The organism is Methanobacterium sp. (assembly GCA_016222945.1).
GTDB lineage: Archaea > Methanobacteriota > Methanobacteria > Methanobacteriales > Methanobacteriaceae > Methanobacterium_D.
Map to the genome: position 1 here is coordinate 572312 of JACRPY010000002.1, position 22618 is coordinate 594929.

Below are 22618 nucleotides of genomic sequence, written 5' to 3' on the forward strand. Positions count from 1 at the left end.
TTTTTTGCTTACTACTTTTTCATTATTAGATAAATAAAAACTTTAGTTAAAAGAATCATAATAATATAAGTGTTGTCCATTTGGAGGCTCATGATGAACAAAAGTGAAACTAAAAAAGCAATTGATTATTATCGCTCTTTGGTTGAAAAAGAAGTTGGAAACGAAAAAACAGTTGAGGGTAAACTTCTTGGTCCCAGAAAGCTTACCAAAAAAGATCATGTTGATTTAGAAGATATAGTTCGTCCTGAACGACCTTTTTTAGGTAAAGATGCTACTGAAGATTTGGATTCAGTATATGTCACAACATTTAGAGTTGGAAACCTAAAAAAACCAATTTCAGTCGCTAGGGCAGGTTATGGCACAGATATAGTTGCAGGAATGGAACTTGGAACTAACCTGGTTAAAGCAGGCCTCATTAAAAGTGTTGATGACATTGCTGACTTTTTAGCGAAGTTTAAGATAGGTATTCTAGATATTTTCAAGGAAGAAGATACAGAAGATGGGAAAAAGATTGATTTAAGAGTTTATGAATGTATTGAATGTGCAGGGTTGCCTAATATCGGAGAACCAGTTTGTTACTTTGAAACAGGCATGATAATTGGCATATTAACGGAATTAACTGGAAAACATGTCTCTGCAGAGGAGGTAAGGTGCTGGACAAGTGGTTATTCATTCTGCCAATTTGATGTTGAAATAAAAGATTAGAATGATTTTTGATTTATTTCAGTTTATTTTAAACCCGCCGTAAACTGCAACACCGTAATATTTCCATATAACATCAACATCTCTAAATCCGATTTCTACAAGCCATTTGAGTTGATCAACTAATTTTGCAGGATGATCTTCTGCTTCTGCTGCAGGTATCCATTTTTCTTCAATTTCTTTTGCACTAACACTTAAACTCATGAATTCTTTCCATTTATTAATGTATAATATTTGTAAATTGTCATTTGAGCCCAAAACAACGTCAGCGTTTAAGAATATTCCTCCTGGATTTAAGGCAGCATATATTTTCTTATAAAAATCTTTTTTATCTTCATCAGTTACAAGATGGTGTAATGCTAGGGAAGAAACTATTACATCATATTTTTCGCTGATATCAAGTCTATAAAAATCTCCAATGACATAATTTATATTATCATATTCTTGTAATTTTATTTTAGCCATTTCAATCATATTTCGAGCTAAATCAAGACATTTTACTCTTGCATTTGGAAATTTTTCTTTTAGATTTTTGGTTATAGTTCCCGTACCGCACCCTAAATCAAGAACTTTTATTGAATCATCATGATTAAAGGGTATTGAGCTGATTAAAGCATTAATCATTTCTTCATAATGTGGAATCAATTTTAAAATGAGTTCATCGAATTCATGGGCTTCTTCTTCAAAATGAGCCTTTACTCTTTCTGATTTTTGCAAAATGTTCACTCCATAAAAAATTGAAAATTAAATATTTAAAAGAAAATAAAGATTTTAAGGAAAGAAATGAAAAGACTTATTTTATAACCATTAATGTATCTCCGGCATTAACAGTGTCACCTTCATTAATGAAGATTTCTTTTACAGTTCCAGGGCTTGGAGCGTGAATATCGTTTTCCATTTTCATAGCTTCTAAAACAGCAACAACATCTCCTTCATTAACCTTGTCACCTTCATTAACTTTGAGTTTAAGAATCATTCCCTGCATTGTAGATGTTACTCCACCTTCAACAGGTCCTGTAGGGGTTTTGTTATCTCCTGAACTTTCTATTTCCATGTAACCTACAGGAAGAACTTTAACATTGAAAACTTCACCATCAACATCAACAGCATATTCTGTGGGGACACCAGAAGGTGTTTCGCAAGCATCGTCTTCTTCCGGAGGTTTTAATTCTTCTTCTTCAGCTTCCCCACTTAAAAATTTAGGGGCAACTGCAGGATAAAGAGCATATGTCAAAATATCCTCTTCTTTTTTAATAATTCCTAATTTTTTCCCTTCCACTTTATATTTTTCTAATTCTGGCTCAAGCAGATCTCCAGGCCTTACAGTTATTGGGTTTTCATCACCTATAATTTTTTTACGAATATCTTCATTAACAGGTGCAGGAGGTCTTCCATATAATCCTTTTAAGTAATCTTTAACCTCTTTTGAGACGGATTCGTATCTTTCTCCACCTAACACGTTCATAACGGCCTGTATTCCTACTATTTGGCTTGTTGGAGTTACGAGAGGAGGGTATCCCAGATCTTTTCTAACTCGAGGTACCTCTTCAAGCACTTCTTCATATCTATCAAGCGCATTTTGAACTTTAAGCTGTGATACAAAGTTTGAGAGCATTCCACCAGGAATCTGGTAAATCAGGACTTCTGTATCAACTTTTTCGGAGATAGGATCAATAATACTACTGTATTTTTTCCGAATCTCTTCAAAGTACTTTTTAATATGTGTTAAAAGTTTTAAATCAATCTCTGTGTCGTAAGGAGTTCCTTGAAGTGCTGCAACCATACTTTCAGTTGGTGGTTGTGATGCTCCCCAGGATAATGGTGATATTGCAGTATCTAAAATGTCTACTCCTGCTTGACAGGCAGCATAATAACTCATTGGGGTCATTCCACTTGTACAATGGCAATGAAGGTTAACCATTAAATTAGTTTCTTCTTTAAGACTTTTAACGAGCTCATATGTATCATGTGGTGATATTAGCCCTGCCATATCTTTTATTGCAACTGAATTACATCCTAAAGATTCTAATTCTCTTGCAAAGTCAACATATTTTTCTAAAGTGTGATAAGGGCTTACTGTGTAAGAAATTACTCCTTGAACATGAGCGTCTTGTTCACGTGCAACTTTTATGGCGTATTCCATATTTCTTATGTCATTTAGAGCATCAAATATCCTGAAAACATCTACACCATTTTCGTAAGACTTTTCAACAAATTTTCTCACTATATCATCAGGATAATGTTTGTATCCTACCAGATTCTGTCCTCGAAGGAGCATTTGGAGGGGCGTCTTTGTTATTGTTTCTTTAAGGCTTCTAAGCCTTTCCCACGGATCTTCATTCAAATATCTTATGCAAGTATCAAATGTAGCACCGCCCCAGACCTCCATTGAGAAATATCCAACTTTATCCATTTCTTCAGCAATGGGCAACATGTCCCTTGTACGCATTCTGGTTGCAAGTAAAGATTGGTGTGCATCTCGAAATGCTGTTTCAATGATCTTTATCTTTTTCATAGTGACCCTCTCAATAAGCTTCAAAAAATTTAGTATCTCAATATATTTAGTCTTAAGTGACTTATAAATCATTTTAATTAATGAGCAGTGATTATTCAAATGTTTAAAGATAATACTCTTATTTGAATTTTGAAAAATTTTGAATAATAAAATAAATTTTAAATATAGAGATTTATTCTGATTTTTTGTTTATTAATTGGTAGAAATTAATATAATTTTTATATAAAATGTTTGATATTTTGAATTTTTGATTTTTTGTTATTAGAAAAATTTATATACAATGAAAACAAAACAATGATAGTCGGAAGTAGGAAACATACTTCCGATAAAGACTTTTTCAAAAATTATTAAAAATGGAGAAATAAAGAAAAAAAACAAAAGAATGAGGTCTATCATGGTAAGAAAAATAGCTATTTATGGAAAAGGTGGAATTGGAAAGTCCACAACACAACAAAACACAGCAGCCGCTATGGCTCATTTCCACGATAAAAATATAATGATTCATGGATGTGATCCAAAAGCAGACAGTACACGTCTGATTTTAGGTGGTAAAATGCAAACCACCATGATGGACACATTAAGAGAGGAAGGAGAAGAAGCCTGTACTCCTGAAAATGTTGTTGAAGCAGGATACAAAGGAATTAAATGTGTTGAATCTGGTGGTCCTGAACCTGGTGTTGGATGTGCTGGAAGGGGTGTGATCACCGCTATAACAATAATGGAAATGTATGGGGAATATGAAAAGGATTTAGACTTTGTATTCTTCGATGTTTTAGGTGATGTTGTATGCGGTGGATTTGCAATGCCTATACGGGATGGAAAAGCCTCAGAAATTTATATTGTGGCATCTGGGGAGATGATGGCGCTTTACGCTGCAAATAATATCTGTATTGGTATGGTAAAATACGCAGAACAGAGCGGAGTGAGACTTGGAGGAATCATCTGTAACAGTAGAAATGTAGATGGTGAAAAAGAACTGCTTAAAGAATTTTGTGAGAAAATAGGAACTCAAATGATTCACTTTGTTCCACGTGATAATATAGTTCAAAAAGCTGAATTCAATAAAAAATCGGTTGTAGAATTTGATGAGGACTGCAATCAGGCTAATGAATACAAAACACTTGGAGAAAAAATAATCGGCAATGATAATTTCGTCATTCCTAAACCAATGACCATGGATGAACTGGAAGATCTGGTTTTAAAATATGGTTTAATTGATTAATTAACAGCACTGGAGAGTTAAAAATGAAGATGATTCGCGCAATTGTGCGCCCGGATAAAGCAGAAGAAGTCGTAGATTCCCTGGCAGAAGCAGGTTATGTTGCCCTTACAAAAATGGATGTTATTGGGAGAGGTAAACAGAAGGGAATTCAAGTAGATAAAATCTATTACGACGAATTACCTAAAACAATGCTCCTTCTGGTTGCAGAAGAAGCAGATACTCAAAAAATTATCGATATAATTAATGAATCTGCATTTACGGGAAGCTTTGGTGATGGAAAAATATTTGTAAGCCCTGTAGATGAAGCGTACACTGTAAGAACAAGATCTGCAGGATTATAATGCTAAAAATTAATTGAAACTAACTGGTGCATTTAATGAAAGAAATAATCGCAATTATCCGCCCAAAAAAGATGACACAAACAAAAGAAGTTTTAAGCGCACTTGGTTTTCCAGCAATGACTGCAAACAGAGTCATGGGACGGGGAAGGCAAAAAGCAATAATCGGAGAAGTATCTTTTGATATTAACAAACCGGAACTCCTTGAAGAAGAAGGAACAATGAGATACATACCAAAGCGGCTTATATCACTAATTGTGCCTGATGAGGATGCTTCTCTTGTAGTTGAAGCTATAATGAGGGTTAATCAAACAGGACAAATAGGAGATGGAAAACTGTTCGTGTGTCCTGTAGATGATGCAATAAGGGTAAGAACAGATGAACGTGGAGAAGAAGCTATTATTTAATAGCAATATTGAATAGGAGCACGCAACGATTTAATAGATTATGATTATTAGGAGATCAAAAATATGCCCTTTAAACTTTTTGAAGTTGATAAAGAAATCCCAGAAAGAGAAGAATTTATTTATGTAAAAGATTCAGCGGATCCAAAGGAACATATCCCTAAATGTAATACAAAGACCGTTCCTGGCTGTATGACTGAGCGTGGATGTGCATTTGCAGGGGTTAAAGGGGTTATAACTGGAGCTGTAAAAGACGTTGTTCATGTTGTGCATTCTCCTGTAGGATGTACCACATACGGTTGTGGAAGTAAAAGATACCCCAGTTCACCTGATCTTCCAAACGGAGGTAAAATTCCAATAGAAAACTTCAACCTGAAATACATTATGGGTACAGACCTTAAAGAATCAGATGTAGTTTTTGGAGGAATGAAAAAACTCAGGCAATCCATTTTAGAAGCATCTAAAGAATTTCCATTTGTTAATGCTATTTACACATACGCAACATGTACAACTGGACTTATAGGGGATGACATGGATGCTGTTGCAAAAGAATTATCAGAAGAAATCGGTAAAGACGTTATAGCATTCAATGCTCCTGGATTTTCAGGCCCTACTCAATCTAAAGGGCACCATGTTGGTAACATAACTCTCTTCAATAAACTTGTAGGTACAAAAGAGCCCCCAGAGACAACACCTTATGATGTGAACTTAATTGGGGAATATAACATAGATGGAGACCTTTGGGTCTTACAGGATTACTTTAAAGAGATAGGAATAAACATACTCTCCACATTCACTGGAGATTGTAGCCATGATGAGATATGCTGGATGCACAGAGCCAAATTAAGCTTAGTAAGATGCCAGCGATCTGCAAATTATATAGCTGAACTTATAGAAGAAAAATATGGCGTTCCATATATTAAAGTGGACTTTTTTGAACTCCAGGGAAAGAAAGTATGGGTATTTTCTGGAGGACCTAAAAACTGGCACCTTCCTGAACCTCTAAAGGAGCATCTGGGAATGGAAACAGTTGCAGTATCTACAATGTTTGAGCACGAAGATGGATATGAGAAGATTAAAGAGCGTGTAGGTGAAGGAACAGTTATATTTGATGATCCAAATTCACTGGAACTTGAAGAAATTATTGAAGATTATAAGCCAGATATAATCTTATCTGGTGTTAAAGAGAAATATATAGCTCATAAATTAGGAGTACCATGCATGTTAATTCATTCATATGAAAATGGGCCTTATATGGGCTTTGAAGGATTTATGAACTTAGCTCAAGATATTTATGCTTCTATTTACAGTCCTGTGTGGGATATGCTGGAATTTGAAGAGGAAGTAGAAGAAAGCGAAGAGGAGGTAACAGAATGAGCTGTGCAAATGTAATAAAAAAAGAGAGAACCTCTGTAATTAACCCTCTTGTAACCTGCCAGCCAATGGGAGCAATGTATGCAGTTTCAGGTATAAGGAGAGGACTTCCATTAGTTCATGGTTCTCAGGGATGTTCTACATTTGTTAGATACTCCTTTTCACGTCATTTCCGTGAACCTTCTGAAATTGCTGTAACATCACTTCACGAAGATGCAGCAGTTTTCGGTGGAAGAAAAAACCTTATATCTGGTATTGAAAATCTTGCAATAAGATTCAAGCCAAATTTAATTGGAGCAATCAGTACATGTTCCAGTGAGATAATTGGAGATGACATGGAAGGTTTCATTAAAGTGGCCAAAGAAGACTTAAAAAAAAGAATGGGAGAAAAAGAGGCAGAAAAAGTAAAGATAGTACCTATAAGTACTCCCAGTTTCGTAGAAACTCATTTTAAAGGCTATGATAATGCAATTAAAGCTCTGGTTGACAACTTAGCTGAAGATCCAAGTGAATCTAATGAAAAAGTTAATATAATTCCTGGAATGGTAAATCCTGGAGATGTAAGGGAAATAAAGCATATGCTTGGTTTAATGGGTGTTGAAGGTATTATTCTAACTGATATATCAGATCCTTTCGATTCACCACTTAGACCATCTACAACAGAAACAAAACCATTCTATCCGAAAGGAGGAACAACAGTAGAAGAAATCTGTGACACCTCAAATAGTCGGGGTACAATCTCTTTATGTGGATATGCAGGTTCTGGTGCTGTATCACTTGAGAAAAAGTATGACGTTCCTGCAGCTGTTGGTTCAATACCTATTGGAGTTAAAAACACTGACCAATTCTTAAGGAATTTAAAGAAATTCACTGGATTGGAGATTCCAGACACAATCTTAGATGAAAGAGGGCTGCTTATAGATTCAATGGCTGACCTTGTATCAAGATACCTATTTGGACGAAAGGTAGCAATATATGGGGATCCTGCTATAACTTCGGGAATTGCTCGATTTGTTTGCGAACTTGGTATGATTCCTTCAATAGTCTGTACTGGTGTTGAAAGCCCAGAATTTGTTGATGAGATGAAAAAAGTAGCTAAAGAATCTGATGGGGCTGTAGATGTCTTGATAAGAAGTGATTTAAGAGATTTAGAAACACATCTACAGGAAAATCCTGTGGATCTTATGATTGGTCATTCTGATGGAAGATTATTCGCTAAAGCACTTGATGTTCCCCTTATACGGGTTGGATTCCCTGTTTATGATAGAGTAGGATACCATAGAGTCCCTATAGTGGGATATAATGGAGGAATTAGTCTCATAGATAGAATAACAAATGCAGTCTTTGAAAAATACTACGATCATGAACACTGGAAGTTACAGCAATAGGCTGAATTCCAAGATAGCTCAAATAATCTCAAATAGCCATTTTAAGAATATGAATTTTGAAATGGCTAAAATTATTATTTTTAAAGCAAATAGGGGTAAAAAATGCGATTTTTTAAAGGTAAAAAAATGCAATCAGCGGTTAAATCTTCAAAAAATTCTGAAAAATCAGATAAAGGTAATGAAAAGGTTACAAATTCATCCAAACTAAATGTGTCAGTAAATAAATCATTAATAAAAGATTTATTTACTGATGAATCATCTTCTGACGAGATAGTTATTGATCCTGTTCCTGAATCAATTATTAAAACTCTGGAATCTCGCCTGGATCACATGTGCGTTAAAAAAAGCGAAGATGGGGGTGGCCCTAGTTGTAACACTGCTTCAGTACCAGGAATAGTCACCCAGAGGTCATGTGTTTACGGCGGGGCTCGAGTGGTCCTAATGCCGATCACCGATGCCATACACTTGGTACACGGCCCTATAGGATGTGCTTCATGTACATGGGACATAAGAGGTAGCCGAACTTCAGGAGAAGATCTGTATAAAACAGGGTTTTCTACCAACCTTGAAGAGAAGGACATAGTATTTGGGGGAGAAAAAAAATTAGCAGATACTATAACCGAACTCAACAACCTTTACAAGCCCGCAGCCATATTTGTCTACTCCACCTGTGTAGTTGGCCTTATTGGGGATGATTTAAAGGCTGTTTGTCGAGAAGCTGAAAAGATCACTAAATGCAGAGTTATTCCTGTGCAATCAGAAGGTTTTAGAAGCTTCAATAAATCATTGGGACACCAGCTGGCATGTGATGCAATGCTGGATTATCTTATAGGTACTGGGGAACTAGACGGTAAGCTGAAGAGTGAAATTAACGCGCAGCCGACCTTAAATATAGTAGGAGAATTCAATGTGGCTGGTGATTTGTGGGCAATTAAACCACTCATAGAAAAGATGGGAGTAAATGTTCTATCGGTTCTAACTGGTGATTCCTGTGTTGAAGATATAGCTAACGCTCATTATGCTGATTTGAACATAGTACAGTGCCAAAAATCATCAAATTATCTGGCCCGGCAAATGGAAGAGAAATATGGCATACATTATCTCAAGGTGAACTTCTTTGGCATAGAAGACACTGCTAAATCACTTAAAATTATTTCTGAGTTCTTCCAGAACCCAAAAATGATAGAAAAAGCTGATGAAATAATAAAAACTGAAATAGCAAATGTAAGATCCGAAATAAGTCACTATAAAAAGAGACTAGCTGGTAAAGGAGTTGCAGTTTATGTTGGAGGTAACAAGGCATGGTCTCTTATTAGGGCGTTTGAAGAGCTAGGAATGAATGTAATAATGACAGGTACTCAAAATGGCCTTCCTGAAGATTACGAGCGAATTATGGAAACAGTTAGCGAAGGAACTCTGGTGGTAGACGATGCTAACTCTATGGAACTATCAAGACTTCTACAAAAATATCAGCCAGATCTAGTTATTTCTGGTGCAAAAGAAAAATATATGACTCATAAATTAGGAATACCCTTCTGTGACTTTAATCATGACCGTATAGCCTCTTTTGCAGGTTTTAAAGGATTTATTAATTTCGCTAAGGAACTTAATCGGGCAGTATCCAGTCCTGTGTGGAAATTTACTCCAAAAAAATATCATGGAATTGTTAAAAATGAATAAAAATACTGATGATGGTATGATCAAAAATTCAAGAGCTTGCGGAGAAATTCACCGGCCAATCCCTAATAAACACTTCGCGGTTATTAATCCCTCCAAAATGTGCCAACCTATGGGGGCAGTTCAGGCTTTGCTTGGAGTTCGTGGGGCAATGCCTTTAATACACGGCTCCCAAGGTTGCAGCACTTACATGAGGTTTCAATTATGCAGGCATTTCAGAGAACCTGTAAATGTTTCTTCCACATCTATGAGTGAAGGAACTGTGGTTTACGGGGGAGAAGCTAACCTTTTAAAAGCTCTGGAGACAATATGGAATGAGTATAAACCTGAACTCATAGGAGTAACATCAAGTTGTCTCACTGAGACTATCGGTGATGACATGGGCCTTATAATTCATAAATTCCGGCAAGAACATCATGATGAGGAATTACCTCCAATTGTTCCCATATCAACTCCAAGCTATGCTGGATCCCATGTGGACGGTTATGACAAGACTATTAAATCACTTATAGAAAATTTAGCATATTCTACTAAGCCTAATGATAAAATTAACATTATAACTGGAAATGTATCGCCTGCAGATATCAGAGAAGTTAAAGAAATTCTGGAACTTCTGGATTGTGAAAGTATAATACTAACTGATAACTCAGAATCTCTTGATGCTCCACATACTGATTCAGTATCATTTCTTCCATCAGAGGGAATCACAGTGGATGAAATAAGAGATACAGCTAATTCAAAGGCTACTTTATCTCTTTGTAAGCACGCTGATTCTGGTGTAAAATTTCTGGAGAAAAGATTTGATATTAAATCCATTTCAGGATTCTTTCCAGTAGGATTACAAAGTACAGATAGTTTTATATCTTCGATTTGCGAGCTTAACGGATGTGAACTTCCAGTTAAACTTGAAAAAGAAAGAGGAAGACTTATTGATGCAATGGTAGATGCTCATCCTTATAATTACGGGAGAAAGGTTGCTATTTATGGCGATCCTGATGTGGTAGCAGCATTAGCTCGTTTTACAGCAGAGTTAGGAATGATTCCAGCTATAGTTTGTACAGGGGCAAAAAGCAACCGTTTCCTGGATGATATGAAAAGTGTGGCAGAAGAAAGCTGTTCATTGCCAGTGGTTCTTGAAGGATGTGACCTTTATGATTTACATCAACAGATAAAAGAGAATCCAATAGATCTGCTCATTGGAAATTCCTACGGTGCTAGAATAGCCAAAGAAGAGAATATACCTCTTTTGAGGATAGGTTTCCCCATATATGATCGTTTAGGTGCCCAGAGAATACCTATTGTTGGTTATAAAGCAGGAATCAGTCTGGTGGATACTCTGGCCAACATAATTCTAGAAAAATACTATGACGAGTCAGGACATGAAATAGAAAGTGAATAGATCAGGAAATAGAGTTAAAAATAACATAATAAAAGGGTAAACACCATGAAAATAGCTGTTGCATCCAATAATGGCAAAAATGTAAATTTACACTTTGGTGACGCTTCCAACGTTCTCATATTCGAGGTTAACGGAAATCAGGTAAATTTCGTTGAACTTAGAGAAAAACCCAGAAAACCAATTAAGGATCATTCTGATAGGTGGATACAATCTTTGGAACTTGTAAGTGATTGTCAAGTGGTTTTATGCAGTAGAATTGGACTAGAACCTAAAGAAGCACTTCAAAATAAAGGAATAGAAGCAATAGGGTCTCAAAAAGAAGTTAGAGATGCAATTAAAGATTATCTTTCAAGATAATGAAATAATTTAAGTTTTGCTTAAATTAGAACAACTTTCAAGATCCTATAAAAACAAGAAACAAGGAGATAAACAATGGTTAAAATAACGGTCGATTATGAAAAATGCGATGGTATAGATTGCGGAGAATGCGTAGATGTTTGTTCAATGGAAGTTCTTGTACTTGAAGATGGTAAAATAGCAATAAAATGCCAGGAAGAGTGTAGCTTATGCGAAATTTGCATAGATGTCTGCCCTAGAGACGCTATAACCTTAGAAGAATAAACATGCCCTTTTCTAATTTACTTTTTCCCTATTTAAAAACAATTATTTTTTATAAATTTAAAGCACATAATTAATATGAGTTGGAGGTAATTTTTTGAAAACAGTAGTTACAGCATGTACTCGTGATTGTCCGGGCGCATGTAGTGTTATTGCCCATGTAGAAGATGGTAAAATTGTTAAACTAACTGGAAACAGGGAACATGAGTTTACAGCAGGATTTTTATGTGGCAGTACTAAAAATTACCTGAAAGACCGTTTTTATAGTTCAAAAAGAATACTCTATCCTCTTAAAAAGGTAGAAGGAGAATGGGAGCGGATAAGCTGGGATGAAGCTCTGGATATTGCGGTAGAAAAGCTTAAAGAAGTAAAAGAGAAATATGGAAGTACATCTATTCTTTATTATCAAGGTTTTGGGGCCCGTACAGCACTTAGAATTCTTAATCGAAGATTTTTCAATTTATTTGGAGGAGTTTCAACTTTATATGGTACAGTTTGTGGTGGAACTGGTCAGGCAGGTCAAGAACTTGATTTTGGAGAGAGAATATCTCATGATCCATTTGATCATTTAAACAGCAAAGCCATAATCATATGGGGACGTAATCCGGCAGTTACAGACATTCATTTATGGAAAATCCTTAAAAAAGCAAGGAAAAATGGAGCTAAAATTGTTGTAATAGATCCAGTTAAAACAGAGACAGCAAAAAGATCAAATTTACATTATCGGCCCATTCCTAATTCTGATGCATTTCTTGCAATGGGACTATCTAAAATTTTGTTCCGTGAGGGGTTTGCGGACTTTGATTTTATAGATAATCACACAGAAAACTTTGAAGAATATAAAAAAATTATTGATGGATTTGATATCTCTCATATTGCAGATAAATGTGGTATTTCAGTTAATGAACTTGAAGAATTAGCCAGCATCTATGTAAACGGTCCAAGTAGTATAATTTTAGGATGGGGGTTACACAGATATATTAAGGGCCATCAAACTTTTAGAATGATTGATGCAGTCGCTGCAGTTTCAGGAAATATAGGTATTTCCGGTGGTGGTGTTAGTCAAGGCTTTGAAGAATTCGGATACTTCAATAATTCATTAGAGGGGGCAGAACTTGCAGAAGAGGTAAGAAAACTTCCAATGCCCACAATTGGTGAAGCTATTTTAAAAGCAGAGAATCCCTCAATTAAATTAATATTCATAAGCGCCGGAAATCCTGTGGCCATGAATCCAAACTCTAAAAAGGTAAAGAAGGCATTTGAAAGCACTGATTATATGATAGCTGTTGATCAAATTTTAAATGACACTACAGAACTTGCAGATTTATTTTTACCCGCAACCACATTCCTGGAAGATGAAGATATTCTTGGAAGTTATGGAAGTAACTGGATTACTCCCATAAACCCCGTAATTGAGCCTCTTGGTGAAGCTAAATCAGAACTATGGATTTTTCAACAATTAGCTCAAAGACTTGGTTTTAGGGATGAAATGGCCGGAACACCAAAAGAATGGCTTTCAAAACTTACATCTCCCATTATTAATGAAGGAATACTGCTTGAAGAGCTTCAAAAAGCTCCAATTAGGGTACAGTCTGCCCCAAAAACTCCATATGCAGACAAAAAATTTAAAACTCCATCAGGCAAGTTTGAATTTATCAATGATTTTGAATATAAAGATGGTTCAAACCATGAGTTCCCGTTACGTTTACTTTCAATAATGCCTAAAAAGTGGATATTGTCTGGAATTCCAGAAAATGAACATAAAAAAGGTATTTTAGAGGTTCATGCCCATCCTGATATTTTAAAAGCCCAGAATATCAGTAGCGGCGATGAAGTACTGCTTGAATCTGCTGTGGGGAGTCTTATTGCTAAAGTAATTGAAGATGAAGAGGTTAGAAAGGATTATGTCCTTACATATCTGGGGGGATGGTTAAAATACAATAAATGTGTGAATATTTTGACAAAGGACATGATAAGTGAACGTGGAAATGGTACTCCTTATAATGAAACGTTTGTAAGAATTAAAAAGTTAGAATAGTTATTTAATTTAAAAAAATGTTTTTAGGGAATTATCTTTCCCTTTTTCCTTCAATAAATTCATTCACCATTTCATAGGCTTTTTCATCTATAAACTGTTCTGGTGGATGTTTCATGGTGTAAGCTGAAATTGAAGTTAATTGGCCGCTAATTCCTCGTTCAAGAGCTAATTTGCAGCAGCGAATTGCATCTATCACGCATCCTGCAGAATTGGGTGAATCTTCAACGCTTAATCTTAATTCTATGTTCATAGGCACGTCACCGAATGTTTTACCTTCCATTCTAAGGAAGCATAATTTATTGTCTTTTTGCCATGGAACATAATCACTGGGGCCAATATGTATATTGGGGTCGTCAAGTCTTTCAGCTAGAACGGATTGGACTGCTTCTGTTTTTGATTCTTTTTTAGAGTCGAGTCTATCTTTGTTTAACATGTTAAGGAAATCAGTGTTTCCTCCAGTATTTAGCTGATATGTTCTTTCTAATTTAACTCCGCGCTCACGGAATAAGGTGGCTAATGTCCGATGGGTGATTGTAGCACCGATTTGTGCTTTTATGTCATCACCAACTGCAGGAATTCCTTTTTCTTCGAATTTCTTGGCCCATTCGGGGTTGCTTACAATGAAAACAGGCATGCTGTTTACATATGCGATTCCAGCATCAAGTGCGCATTGTGCGTAGAATTCTGTTGCTTTTTGGCTTCCTACAGGAAGATAATTTATGAGAATTTCTGCACCACTTTCTTTTAAAATACGTACAATATCTGATTCTGGTTCATCAGCTACTTTAAAAGTGTAATCATCATCATATTTGTCCATATGTGGGGCAACACCGTCAAGGACTTTGCCCATAGATACATTAACTCCTGTTTTGGGGATATCTGGGCAAAAAATTGTTGTACAGTTGGGTTTTGCAAAAATAGCTTTGCTTACGTCTTTCCCTACTTTTCTTTGGTCTATGTCAAAGGCGGCAACAACTTCTATATCACTTGGTTTATACCCTCCAATGTTCCAGTGCATGAGACCAATTGCATCGTTGCTGTCTTTATCTTTATAATAATGAATTCCTTGTATTAAGGAACTTGCGCAATTACCAAGTCCAATTATCGCTATTTTTATCTTCTCCAAATGTAACACCTTCTAAAATACTATTAAAAACGTTGATGTGGTTATCAATATTATTTAAAATTAATATTGCAATTTTACTTTATTATTTTATTCTTATTTTATTTCACGAGTAATTATATTCTCTTTTAGAAGAGAATTAGCTAATTATACTATTAAATGTTTCGATCAACCTATTATTTGTTAATATGGATTAATAAGTATTTAAATTCAACTGAAATTAATTTTTAATATAATTTAAATTAAAGTTTTAAAGACAAAAAAAGGGATAAAATTTTAATTAGCGAAATATCCGCGGGATTCAAAGGTCATAAGTCCAAAATAACCTGCAGTTGTAAGAAGAACACTCCATATTACAATACCTATAGTCATCCATATTAATAACGGTTTTATACGAGCCCCTAATGCAATTCCAAGGGCAGCTCCCAGTGGAGCACCAAAAAGAAGGGGTGATAATATTCCTAATCCTATTATGCCATATTTGTTCCATATTTTATAAAAGCTGCTGTTTTTTATATCTTTATTTTTTCCATACCGCCATTTCATGAATCTTTCTCTTATGTTATCTCCTACAGTTGAAACTAAAAATGCTGCAAATATTGCCCCTAAAGCTGAAAAAATTCCTATTAAAACAGGATTAAGCTTTATGGCCAAACCAATGGGAATTGCAGCCCATAACTCGAAAACACTTGCTCCAAATACTAATAAGATTCCTAATATTATATCCATTTTTATAACCTTTTAATTAGTATAATTCAATTGGATTTAAATTTATTTAAAATAGAATGCTCAAATTTTACATTATTTGATTTAAATATTTGTAATTTGCAAAAAATCAAAAAAATAATATAATTTAAGTGATTAATAGTTAAAATCACTTAAATGTTCCTGTGTATTATTGTTAAATCACTGATATTGCCCAATATACAAATAACCACCATAATATCGCTGTTAAGCTCATGCTAATCATGGGTGCTTTACCAAATTCCATTCGAGATATTTTAGAGCATGTATGCCAGCTTAACACTACTAAAATAACTAAAAGCATGCTGTTTACAAGTCCTACGATGTTTAATGGGTTTTTGGACATAATATAGATCCATACAATTGCGGTTATGGCTATTCCTAACCATAACATTGGTTTTAAAGCTCCATTAGATTTTATTGTCAATTGGGTTAGTTCTTCAGATTTTCTGGAAAGTATTAGCATTGCAAATAGTACCATTATAGTTCCAAGGGCTAAAATAATGCCTAAAAACTCAAAGAACATGGTAGTAACTGGTTTTGCAAAGAACTGTTCTTTAAGTTGAGGGATTGATATTAATGCTTTTATAGATTCATCTGCGGGGAAAGATTCTATATCTCCAATGGCTATGGAGTATTTCCCTGTATTATTTGTATTAAACACTTTAATGTAGTATGTTCCTGCTGAAACGTTTTGAGCAAATTCAGGGCCTTGTAAGTAATAATCGCCGCCAAATGGTTCAAACATAGGTGTCCACTTTGAATTTGTTCCATTTAAAAGTGCAATTCGTTTTCCAGTAGAATCAGTTATTTCTGCTGAAACAAAATCGCTGCTAATCCCAGGGCTTTGAGGCACTAAAATATTTACATATAACTTAAATGGTTTATCTGACGTTATTTTGTAATAATCAGGGTTACCCTTTAAGTTTCCGTAGAATGCCTGTGATACCTCTGGATTTTGTACATCTATTGGATTGGTAATGGTTGTGGTTGTTCCAGTATCTACTCGAGGTTGATGTGCACTTACAACGCAAATTGACAAAAATAAAACAAAAAACACTAAAAATTTTAAAAAAAGATGCGTTCTAGATTTCATAAAATATTAATATGTTTTTGATAATTAATTAGTTTTTTTATTTTATAATATTTTTTTTAATTATGACCTTAATTTAGCATCAAAAATAAATATTAAAATTAACAAACTATCTTAATTAAATTATATGGCTGTTGTAAAAATCTTCTTTTAGGGGATGAAAACATAGTAGCTAAGGATATAAAAATAATTTAGGAATAATATTGGTTATTAACTTCCATATGTGGGAGGAATGAATTAAATGGAAAATAGTGAATCTGAGAAAAAGATAGATTCCACAAAAAATAAACCTAAAACTGCAGTTTATGTATGGTTTGGATCAATTATATTTGCTTTGTTATTTACTGTATTAATATGGCTTTTAGGGCCAAATCTTAATCATTTTACTTCTACATTTCTTCAATTAAACAATATAAACCATTATTACTGGCAACTTCCTGTAAGAGATTATTTGTCCATGGTAATTGTCTGGATTTTCTATTTAACAAATCAGTTTTTAATATGGGGAGCTATCTATTGGGCTCAAAAAAATCTAACTACTGAAAAAGTTAACCCTACATATGATTTAACCAAATATAACATTGCCGTTTTAGCTATTACAGTCTTTTTTACCTTTTTACATCTTATACAAACCCATATCTGGTTTGATGGCCTTGCACAGGACGTACCTATAATTACAAGCCAAGGATCTGTTATTATCATGCTAGCAATAGCACTTGTACTACTTAACCCGGTTCAAGGGCTATTTCTTGGGAAAAAAGCGGGAAAACCATTTACCGCAAGAGTAACTGAGTTTATCAAACATACTCACATGTATATCATCTCATGGGCTTTAATTTACACCTTCTGGTTCCACCCCATGGACACAGATCCTCAATTATTAACAGGCTTCTTTTTCATGTTCCTTCTTTTTACGCAGATGATTCTAGCATACACAAAGATACATTTAGACTTAAGATGGATTGTTGTACTTCAAAGCTGGGTCGCCATACATGCAGTTTTTGTAGCAGTATATAATACACTATTCTTTGCTAATTCGGATATGTGGCCAATGTTCTTTTCAGGATTTGCATTCATGTTTGTATTCACCTATATGTATGCTTTAAATGTGAAAAAACACATTAAATGGCTGGTTACTGCAGCTTACATTCTTTTTGTTGCATTTATTTATGTCCCAGCACCATATGGATTTGGAAGAGACCCTTCATTCTTATTAAGGCTCGAATTCATATGGATTCCAATAGTACTCTATGGACTAGCAGCATTAATTGCATTAATCGTGTTTATATGGCTTAAAACAAGAAAAAATCCAATTAATACAGTTAAATCATGAATTATAATTTGTGGATTCAAAAAAATAACCATTAAAACTCAATTTTCAACTTTTTTTAATCCTTCTTATTTCTGATAGCATGTCATATAGATGGTATTTTTCTATTTGAGGTATCGAAATTCTTCAATGTTTATTGGTATTTTTTTTGATATTGTATGTGTTCTGGTACTTGATGAGACTTTTACTACAAATAACGATTAAATGATATTTATAAAATACTTCACTTCGTCATAGGGTTAATAATGGATTTGTTAAGCTTTTTCTAGCTGAAAACAATTTTTCTATGCAATAAAAACAAATATGTTAATAAACATATTAAATTAATGATTGAATGACAGAAGAAAAAATACTCTTGGTAGAGGATGAAGGCATAGAAGCAATTGATATAAAAGGAACTTTGGAATCATTTGGTTACCAAGTTCCATATGTTGCTTCTAGGGGTGAGGAAGCAGTAGAAAAAGCACTAGAAATCATGCCTGATCTTATTTTGATGGATATTACTTTAAAAGGAGATCTTAATGGTATTGAAACAGTTTCAAAGCTTAAAGACCTAAATATCCCTGTTATTTATTTAACTGCTCATTCTGATGATGTAACGGTTCAAAAAGCCAAATTAACTGAACCTTACGGTTATTTAATTAAACCATATGATCCTTTAGAGCTTAAATTTGCCATAGAACTGGCACTTTACAAGTCCAATCAGGAGAAAAAATTAAAGGAAAGTGAAGAGAACTTTAAAGCTCTTGCTGAAAACGCCAATGAAGGCATCATTATTGCAACTGGGGAAGGAATCCATGTATATGCCAACCAAATGGCCGCTGAGATAACTGGCTATACGATTGAAGAACTCCTTAAAACAAGCATGGCTGATTTAGCACATCATGAAGAAATTAATAAACATATGGGAAGATATGAATCTTTCATCAAGGGAGAGACTATTTCTCCAACATCAGAAACTAGTTTAGTTCGAAAAGAAGGAGATGTCATTCCAGTTGAATTCACAGCTGCAAAAACTGTTTGGAAAGGTCAACCAGCAGTTATAGCCTTATTCCGTGATATATCAAAACGAAAAAAAGATGAAAAAGAGTTTCAGAGGGCCGTTGAAAAGGAATTACAGGAGAGCGAAGAACTTAACTATCTCACCCTTAGTAACATCTCTGATGCAGTTTTCATTACAGATTCTGAAGGTAAATTCATTTTTATTTGCCCCAATGTAGATGTGATTTTTGGTTATTCTTTTTTAGAAGTCGAAAAAATGGGCAATATTTCAAAACTTTTTGGAGAGGGAGAACTTTTTAAACCAGCCGAGTTAGGACGTTTGGGAGAGATCCAAAATATTGAGCATGATATAATTGATAAGGCAGGGGAAACCCACAACTTGCTTGTTAACATTAAAAATGTGTCCATCAAAGGAGGGAAACATCTCTACACTTGTCGAGATATTACAAAACGTAAAAATGCAGAAGATGCGTTAAAAAAATATTATGTCGAGTTAGAACATCATGTTGAGGAACGCACTGCTGAACTGAATGAAACTAATCGTGAACTGCAAGCCATCAGTAAATGTAATCAGGCAATGTTGAGGGCAGTTGATGAAGAGACTTTGCTTAAAGACGTTTGCAGTATCATTTGCGATGAAGCAGGGTATCGTTTAGCTTGGGTAGGGTATGCTGAGCAGGATGATGCCAAGACTATACGGCCGGTAGCATGGGCAGGTTATGATAGTGGGTATATTGAAAATGCCAAACTTAGCTGGTCAGAAGACACGGAACATGGACGAGGACCTGCAGGAATGGTTATTCGCAGCGGTGAACTCGTTTATGTTCAAGATTTCAAAACAGACTCGTTAATGACTCCTTGGCGCGAGAATGCCCTGCAACGTGGCTATCGCTCAGGAATTGCATTGCCTCTCAAGGACAAGAAAGGTAAAACGTTTGGAGTTCTCTTAATTTATTCTGCAAAACCAAATGCCGTTAATCCTGATGAAATTAAATTAATGAAAGAGTTATCTGAAGATTTAGCCTTCGGAATCAATACTTTGGGGGAGCAAAAAGCGTTAAGAAATGCTGAAGGATCTTTACGTCACGAACGTGAACTTTTAAGCCAGATTACAGAAACAAGTCCTGTTGGAATTACAATGGTAAATCAGGAAGGGCAAGTTATTTTTGCAAACAGGCAAGCTGAGGAAGTATTGGGATTAAAAAAAGATGAAATTACTCGGCGAATGTACAATGCTCCAGAATGGTATATCACCGATTATGATGGAAATCCATTCCCTGATGAAGAACTTCCATTTAGTAGGGTAATGTTTACTGGTAAACCTGTTTATGGTGTTCAACATGCAATAAAGCTTGATGAGGATATGTTATACCTTTCAATTAATGGCGCTCCTATCTTTAATCATGAAGGTAAGATCGATAGTGTTGTATTAACGATTGAAGATATCACCCAACGTAAAGATACAGAGGAGAAACTGAAAACTTCTGAAGAACGGATGCGCCTCACATTGGAGGTAACTCAGATCGGACTTTGGGATTGGAATGTTAAAAATGATGAATGGTATACTTCACCAACTTACTACTCCATGATGGGATATGAACCCCGATCGGGCCCAGGAGATCGCGCAGAATGGTTGGAAAGGGTTCATCCTGAAGATCGTGCCAGGGTTAAAGAAAAAATTGACAACGTATTGATCCAGAATTTCAATTCGTATGAATACGAAGCACGCATGCGCCATGCCGACGGCACCTACAGGTGGGTGAGTGTTGCTGGATTCAGCATCGAACGAGATCGACACGGAAACGCAACCCGTATATTAGGTATTAGGATGGATATCAATGACCGCAAACAGGCTGAGGAGGCATTGCGCGAAAGTGAAGAGAAATATAGAACTATTTTTGAAGAATCCTTTGATGGTCTATTTGTAACATCGCCAGAAGGAAAAATCCTCGACATGAATAAGAAAGGTATCGAAATGTTTGGCTACGATACCAAAGAGGAAATATTACGTCTTGATCTAGAAAAGGATGTTTACGCAAATCCAGAAGACAGGAAGCGTATATTGGCCATGGTGAATAAAGAGAGAAGTGCAGAGTATGAAATTGTTGTTAAGAAAAAAAATGGAGACACAATGATTACTAAATGTTCTTTAACTGCTGTTAAAGACGAAGACGGAGTTATTACTTCTTACAGAGGCATAATTCGAGACATCACCCAGCAAAAAAAGGATGAAGAATCAATCATTAAGGCCAAAGAAGAATGGGAAAACACATTTGAGGCTGTTCCAGACCTAATAGCTATATTGGACAATAATTTTAAGGTTGTCCGTACCAATAAGGCTATGGCTGATAGATTAGGAGTGGATCCAGAAGAAGCTGTTGGAGTTACTTGTTATGAGGTTGTACATGGATTGAATGAGCCTCCTTCATTTTGTCCATTCCGTAAATTGCTTGAGGATGGCGAGGAGCACACTGCAGAGGTTCATGAGGATAGGTTAGGTGGAGATTTTATTGTAAGTGTCTCTCCATTGCATGATTCTGATGGAAAACTTTTGGGAAGTGTGCATGTCGCCCGTGATATTACAGGTAGAAAGAAGATGGAAGAAGAACTTCAAGAAAGTGAAGAATTTCTGAGGAATATAGTGGAAAATATCCCTAGCATGGTTTTTGTGAAAAATGCAGAAGATCTTAGTTTTAAAATTGTTAATAAGGTAGGAGAGATCTATTTTGGACATCCAGGCAGTGAATTGATCGGTAAAAATGACTATGATTTCTTCCCTAAAAATGAAGCGGATTTTTTCACACAAAAAGATAGGGAAGTTCTTCAAAGCAATGAACTGTTAGAAATTCCTGAGGAAACAATTGAAACCAAGAAATTAGGTTCGAGACTGTTACACACAAAAAAAATCCCATTACTTGATAAGGAAGGCAATCCTCAATATTTATTGGGAATTTCAGAAGATATAACTGAATTTAAATTAGCAATTGATGCTTTAAAAAGGTCTCTTAAAGAAAAAGATGCTCTTCTAAGTGAAATACATCATCGTGTTAAAAATAACATGCAGATTATTTCAAGTCTACTAAATCTTCAATCTCAATTTGTGGCAAATGATGAAATTGTGGATGTTTTGCACGAAAGCCAGAATCGAATCAAGGTCATGGCTAATATTCATGAGAAGTTATACTTGTCTGAAGATTTAAACAGAATTAATTTTAGTTATTACATTCCCGGAATTTTAGATGGTTTATTTCAGTCATACTCGGTTAAGAAAGGTCAAATTGTCCCCATATTTGAAGTTAAGAATATTATGTTAAATATTGAGACAGCTGTTCCTTGTGGTCTTATTATAAGTGAATTAATCTCTAACAGTTTAAAATATGCATTTCCTGATGAAAGAAAAGGAGAAATCAGAGTAGCAATAAAAGCACATGGCAGTAAATATGATCTAATAATAAGTGATAATGGGGTAGGGTTCCCTGCTGATGTTGATTTTAGAAATACAAATACTCTTGGACTACAACTGGTGAATAACTTAGTTGAACAAATAGAAGGCGAAATCACTCTTGATAAGAGCCATGGCACTGAGTTTAAGATAACATTTGAAGAGTTGAAGTATACAAAAAGGATTTGATTAATAAGAGAAATATTGGA

General features: G+C 35.1%; 18 protein-coding genes. 13 read left to right on the top strand and 5 right to left on the bottom strand.

The features are described 5' to 3' along the window. Positions 1 to 93 precede the first annotated feature (93 nt). Complete coding sequence (locus HZC47_03115) at positions 94 to 705, top strand: hydrocarbon-binding protein (GenBank protein ID MBI5679870.1); 612 nt, start codon at positions 94 to 96, stop codon at positions 703 to 705. 18 nt (positions 706 to 723) lie between these two features. Here the strand turns inward: HZC47_03115 and HZC47_03120 are convergent, their stop codons facing one another. Both HZC47_03120 and oadA read right to left on the bottom strand, forming a co-directional pair. Further along, the gene (locus tag HZC47_03120) at positions 724 to 1419 is read right to left on the bottom strand and encodes a class I SAM-dependent methyltransferase (protein MBI5679871.1); all 696 of its coding nucleotides are present in this window, start codon (positions 1417 to 1419) and stop codon (positions 724 to 726) included. A 76-nt stretch (positions 1420 to 1495) separates the two neighbouring features. Next, a complete protein-coding gene (gene oadA, locus HZC47_03125; GenBank protein MBI5679872.1) occupies positions 1496 to 3217 on the bottom strand; it encodes a sodium-extruding oxaloacetate decarboxylase subunit alpha in 1722 nt (573 codons plus the stop codon). 394 nt (positions 3218 to 3611) lie between these two features. Here oadA and HZC47_03130 point away from each other — a divergent pair, with 394 nt between their 5' ends. From HZC47_03130 to HZC47_03175, 10 genes are all read left to right on the top strand, one after another. Then, on the top strand, positions 3612 to 4439 hold the full coding sequence (locus HZC47_03130; protein MBI5679873.1) for a nitrogenase iron protein: 828 nt from the start codon (positions 3612 to 3614) through the stop codon (positions 4437 to 4439). 23 nt (positions 4440 to 4462) lie between these two features. Beyond that, positions 4463 to 4780 (top strand): P-II family nitrogen regulator, encoded by a 318-nt coding sequence (locus tag HZC47_03135; GenBank protein ID MBI5679874.1) that lies wholly within the window; start codon positions 4463 to 4465, stop codon positions 4778 to 4780. 35 nt (positions 4781 to 4815) lie between these two features. Beyond that, complete coding sequence (locus tag HZC47_03140; GenBank protein ID MBI5679875.1) at positions 4816 to 5184, top strand: P-II family nitrogen regulator; 369 nt, start codon at positions 4816 to 4818, stop codon at positions 5182 to 5184. 63 nt (positions 5185 to 5247) lie between these two features. Then, positions 5248 to 6558: a nitrogenase molybdenum-iron protein subunit alpha gene (locus HZC47_03145; protein ID MBI5679876.1), complete on the top strand. Its 1311-nt coding sequence runs from the start codon at positions 5248 to 5250 to the stop codon at positions 6556 to 6558. Continuing rightward, the gene (locus tag HZC47_03150) at positions 6555 to 7943 is read left to right on the top strand and encodes a nitrogenase molybdenum-iron protein subunit beta (protein ID MBI5679877.1); all 1389 of its coding nucleotides are present in this window, start codon (positions 6555 to 6557) and stop codon (positions 7941 to 7943) included. Before HZC47_03145 ends, HZC47_03150 begins: the two co-directional genes overlap by 4 nt. A 126-nt stretch (positions 7944 to 8069) precedes the next feature. Continuing rightward, positions 8070 to 9623 carry a nitrogenase iron-molybdenum cofactor biosynthesis protein NifE gene (gene nifE, locus HZC47_03155; GenBank protein MBI5679878.1) on the top strand — a complete coding sequence of 518 codons (1554 nt, stop codon included), beginning with the start codon at positions 8070 to 8072 and terminating at the stop codon, positions 9621 to 9623. Positions 9624 to 9681: 58 nt separating this feature from the next. Next, complete coding sequence (locus HZC47_03160; GenBank protein ID MBI5679879.1) at positions 9682 to 11019, top strand: nitrogenase; 1338 nt, start codon at positions 9682 to 9684, stop codon at positions 11017 to 11019. A gap of 45 nt (positions 11020 to 11064) precedes the next feature. Beyond that, the gene (locus HZC47_03165; protein MBI5679880.1) at positions 11065 to 11376 is read left to right on the top strand and encodes a nitrogen fixation protein; all 312 of its coding nucleotides are present in this window, start codon (positions 11065 to 11067) and stop codon (positions 11374 to 11376) included. A gap of 75 nt (positions 11377 to 11451) precedes the next feature. Next, positions 11452 to 11640 (top strand): 4Fe-4S binding protein, encoded by a 189-nt coding sequence (locus HZC47_03170; GenBank protein ID MBI5679881.1) that lies wholly within the window; start codon positions 11452 to 11454, stop codon positions 11638 to 11640. A gap of 94 nt (positions 11641 to 11734) precedes the next feature. After that, a complete protein-coding gene (locus tag HZC47_03175; protein ID MBI5679882.1) occupies positions 11735 to 13675 on the top strand; it encodes a molybdopterin-dependent oxidoreductase in 1941 nt (646 codons plus the stop codon). A gap of 31 nt (positions 13676 to 13706) precedes the next feature. Here the strand turns inward: HZC47_03175 and HZC47_03180 are convergent, their stop codons facing one another. The 3 genes from HZC47_03180 to HZC47_03190 all read right to left on the bottom strand — a co-directional run bounded on the left by HZC47_03180 (position 13707) and on the right by HZC47_03190 (position 16638). After that, the gene (locus HZC47_03180; protein MBI5679883.1) at positions 13707 to 14801 is read right to left on the bottom strand and encodes an inositol-3-phosphate synthase; all 1095 of its coding nucleotides are present in this window, start codon (positions 14799 to 14801) and stop codon (positions 13707 to 13709) included. A 273-nt stretch (positions 14802 to 15074) separates the two neighbouring features. Next, positions 15075 to 15527, bottom strand: a complete 453-nt coding sequence (locus tag HZC47_03185) for a small multi-drug export protein (protein MBI5679884.1) — start codon at positions 15525 to 15527, stop codon at positions 15075 to 15077. A gap of 172 nt (positions 15528 to 15699) precedes the next feature. After that, on the bottom strand, positions 15700 to 16638 hold the full coding sequence (locus tag HZC47_03190) for a hypothetical protein (protein MBI5679885.1): 939 nt from the start codon (positions 16636 to 16638) through the stop codon (positions 15700 to 15702). Between the two features lie 238 nt (positions 16639 to 16876). Between HZC47_03190 and HZC47_03195 the strand changes: the two genes are divergently transcribed. Beyond that, positions 16877 to 17968 (top strand): hypothetical protein, encoded by a 1092-nt coding sequence (locus tag HZC47_03195; protein ID MBI5679886.1) that lies wholly within the window; start codon positions 16877 to 16879, stop codon positions 17966 to 17968. Between the two features lie 331 nt (positions 17969 to 18299). Beyond that, complete coding sequence (locus HZC47_03200) at positions 18300 to 22598, top strand: PAS domain S-box protein (GenBank protein ID MBI5679887.1); 4299 nt, start codon at positions 18300 to 18302, stop codon at positions 22596 to 22598. The last annotated feature ends 20 nt before the right edge of the window (positions 22599 to 22618 follow it).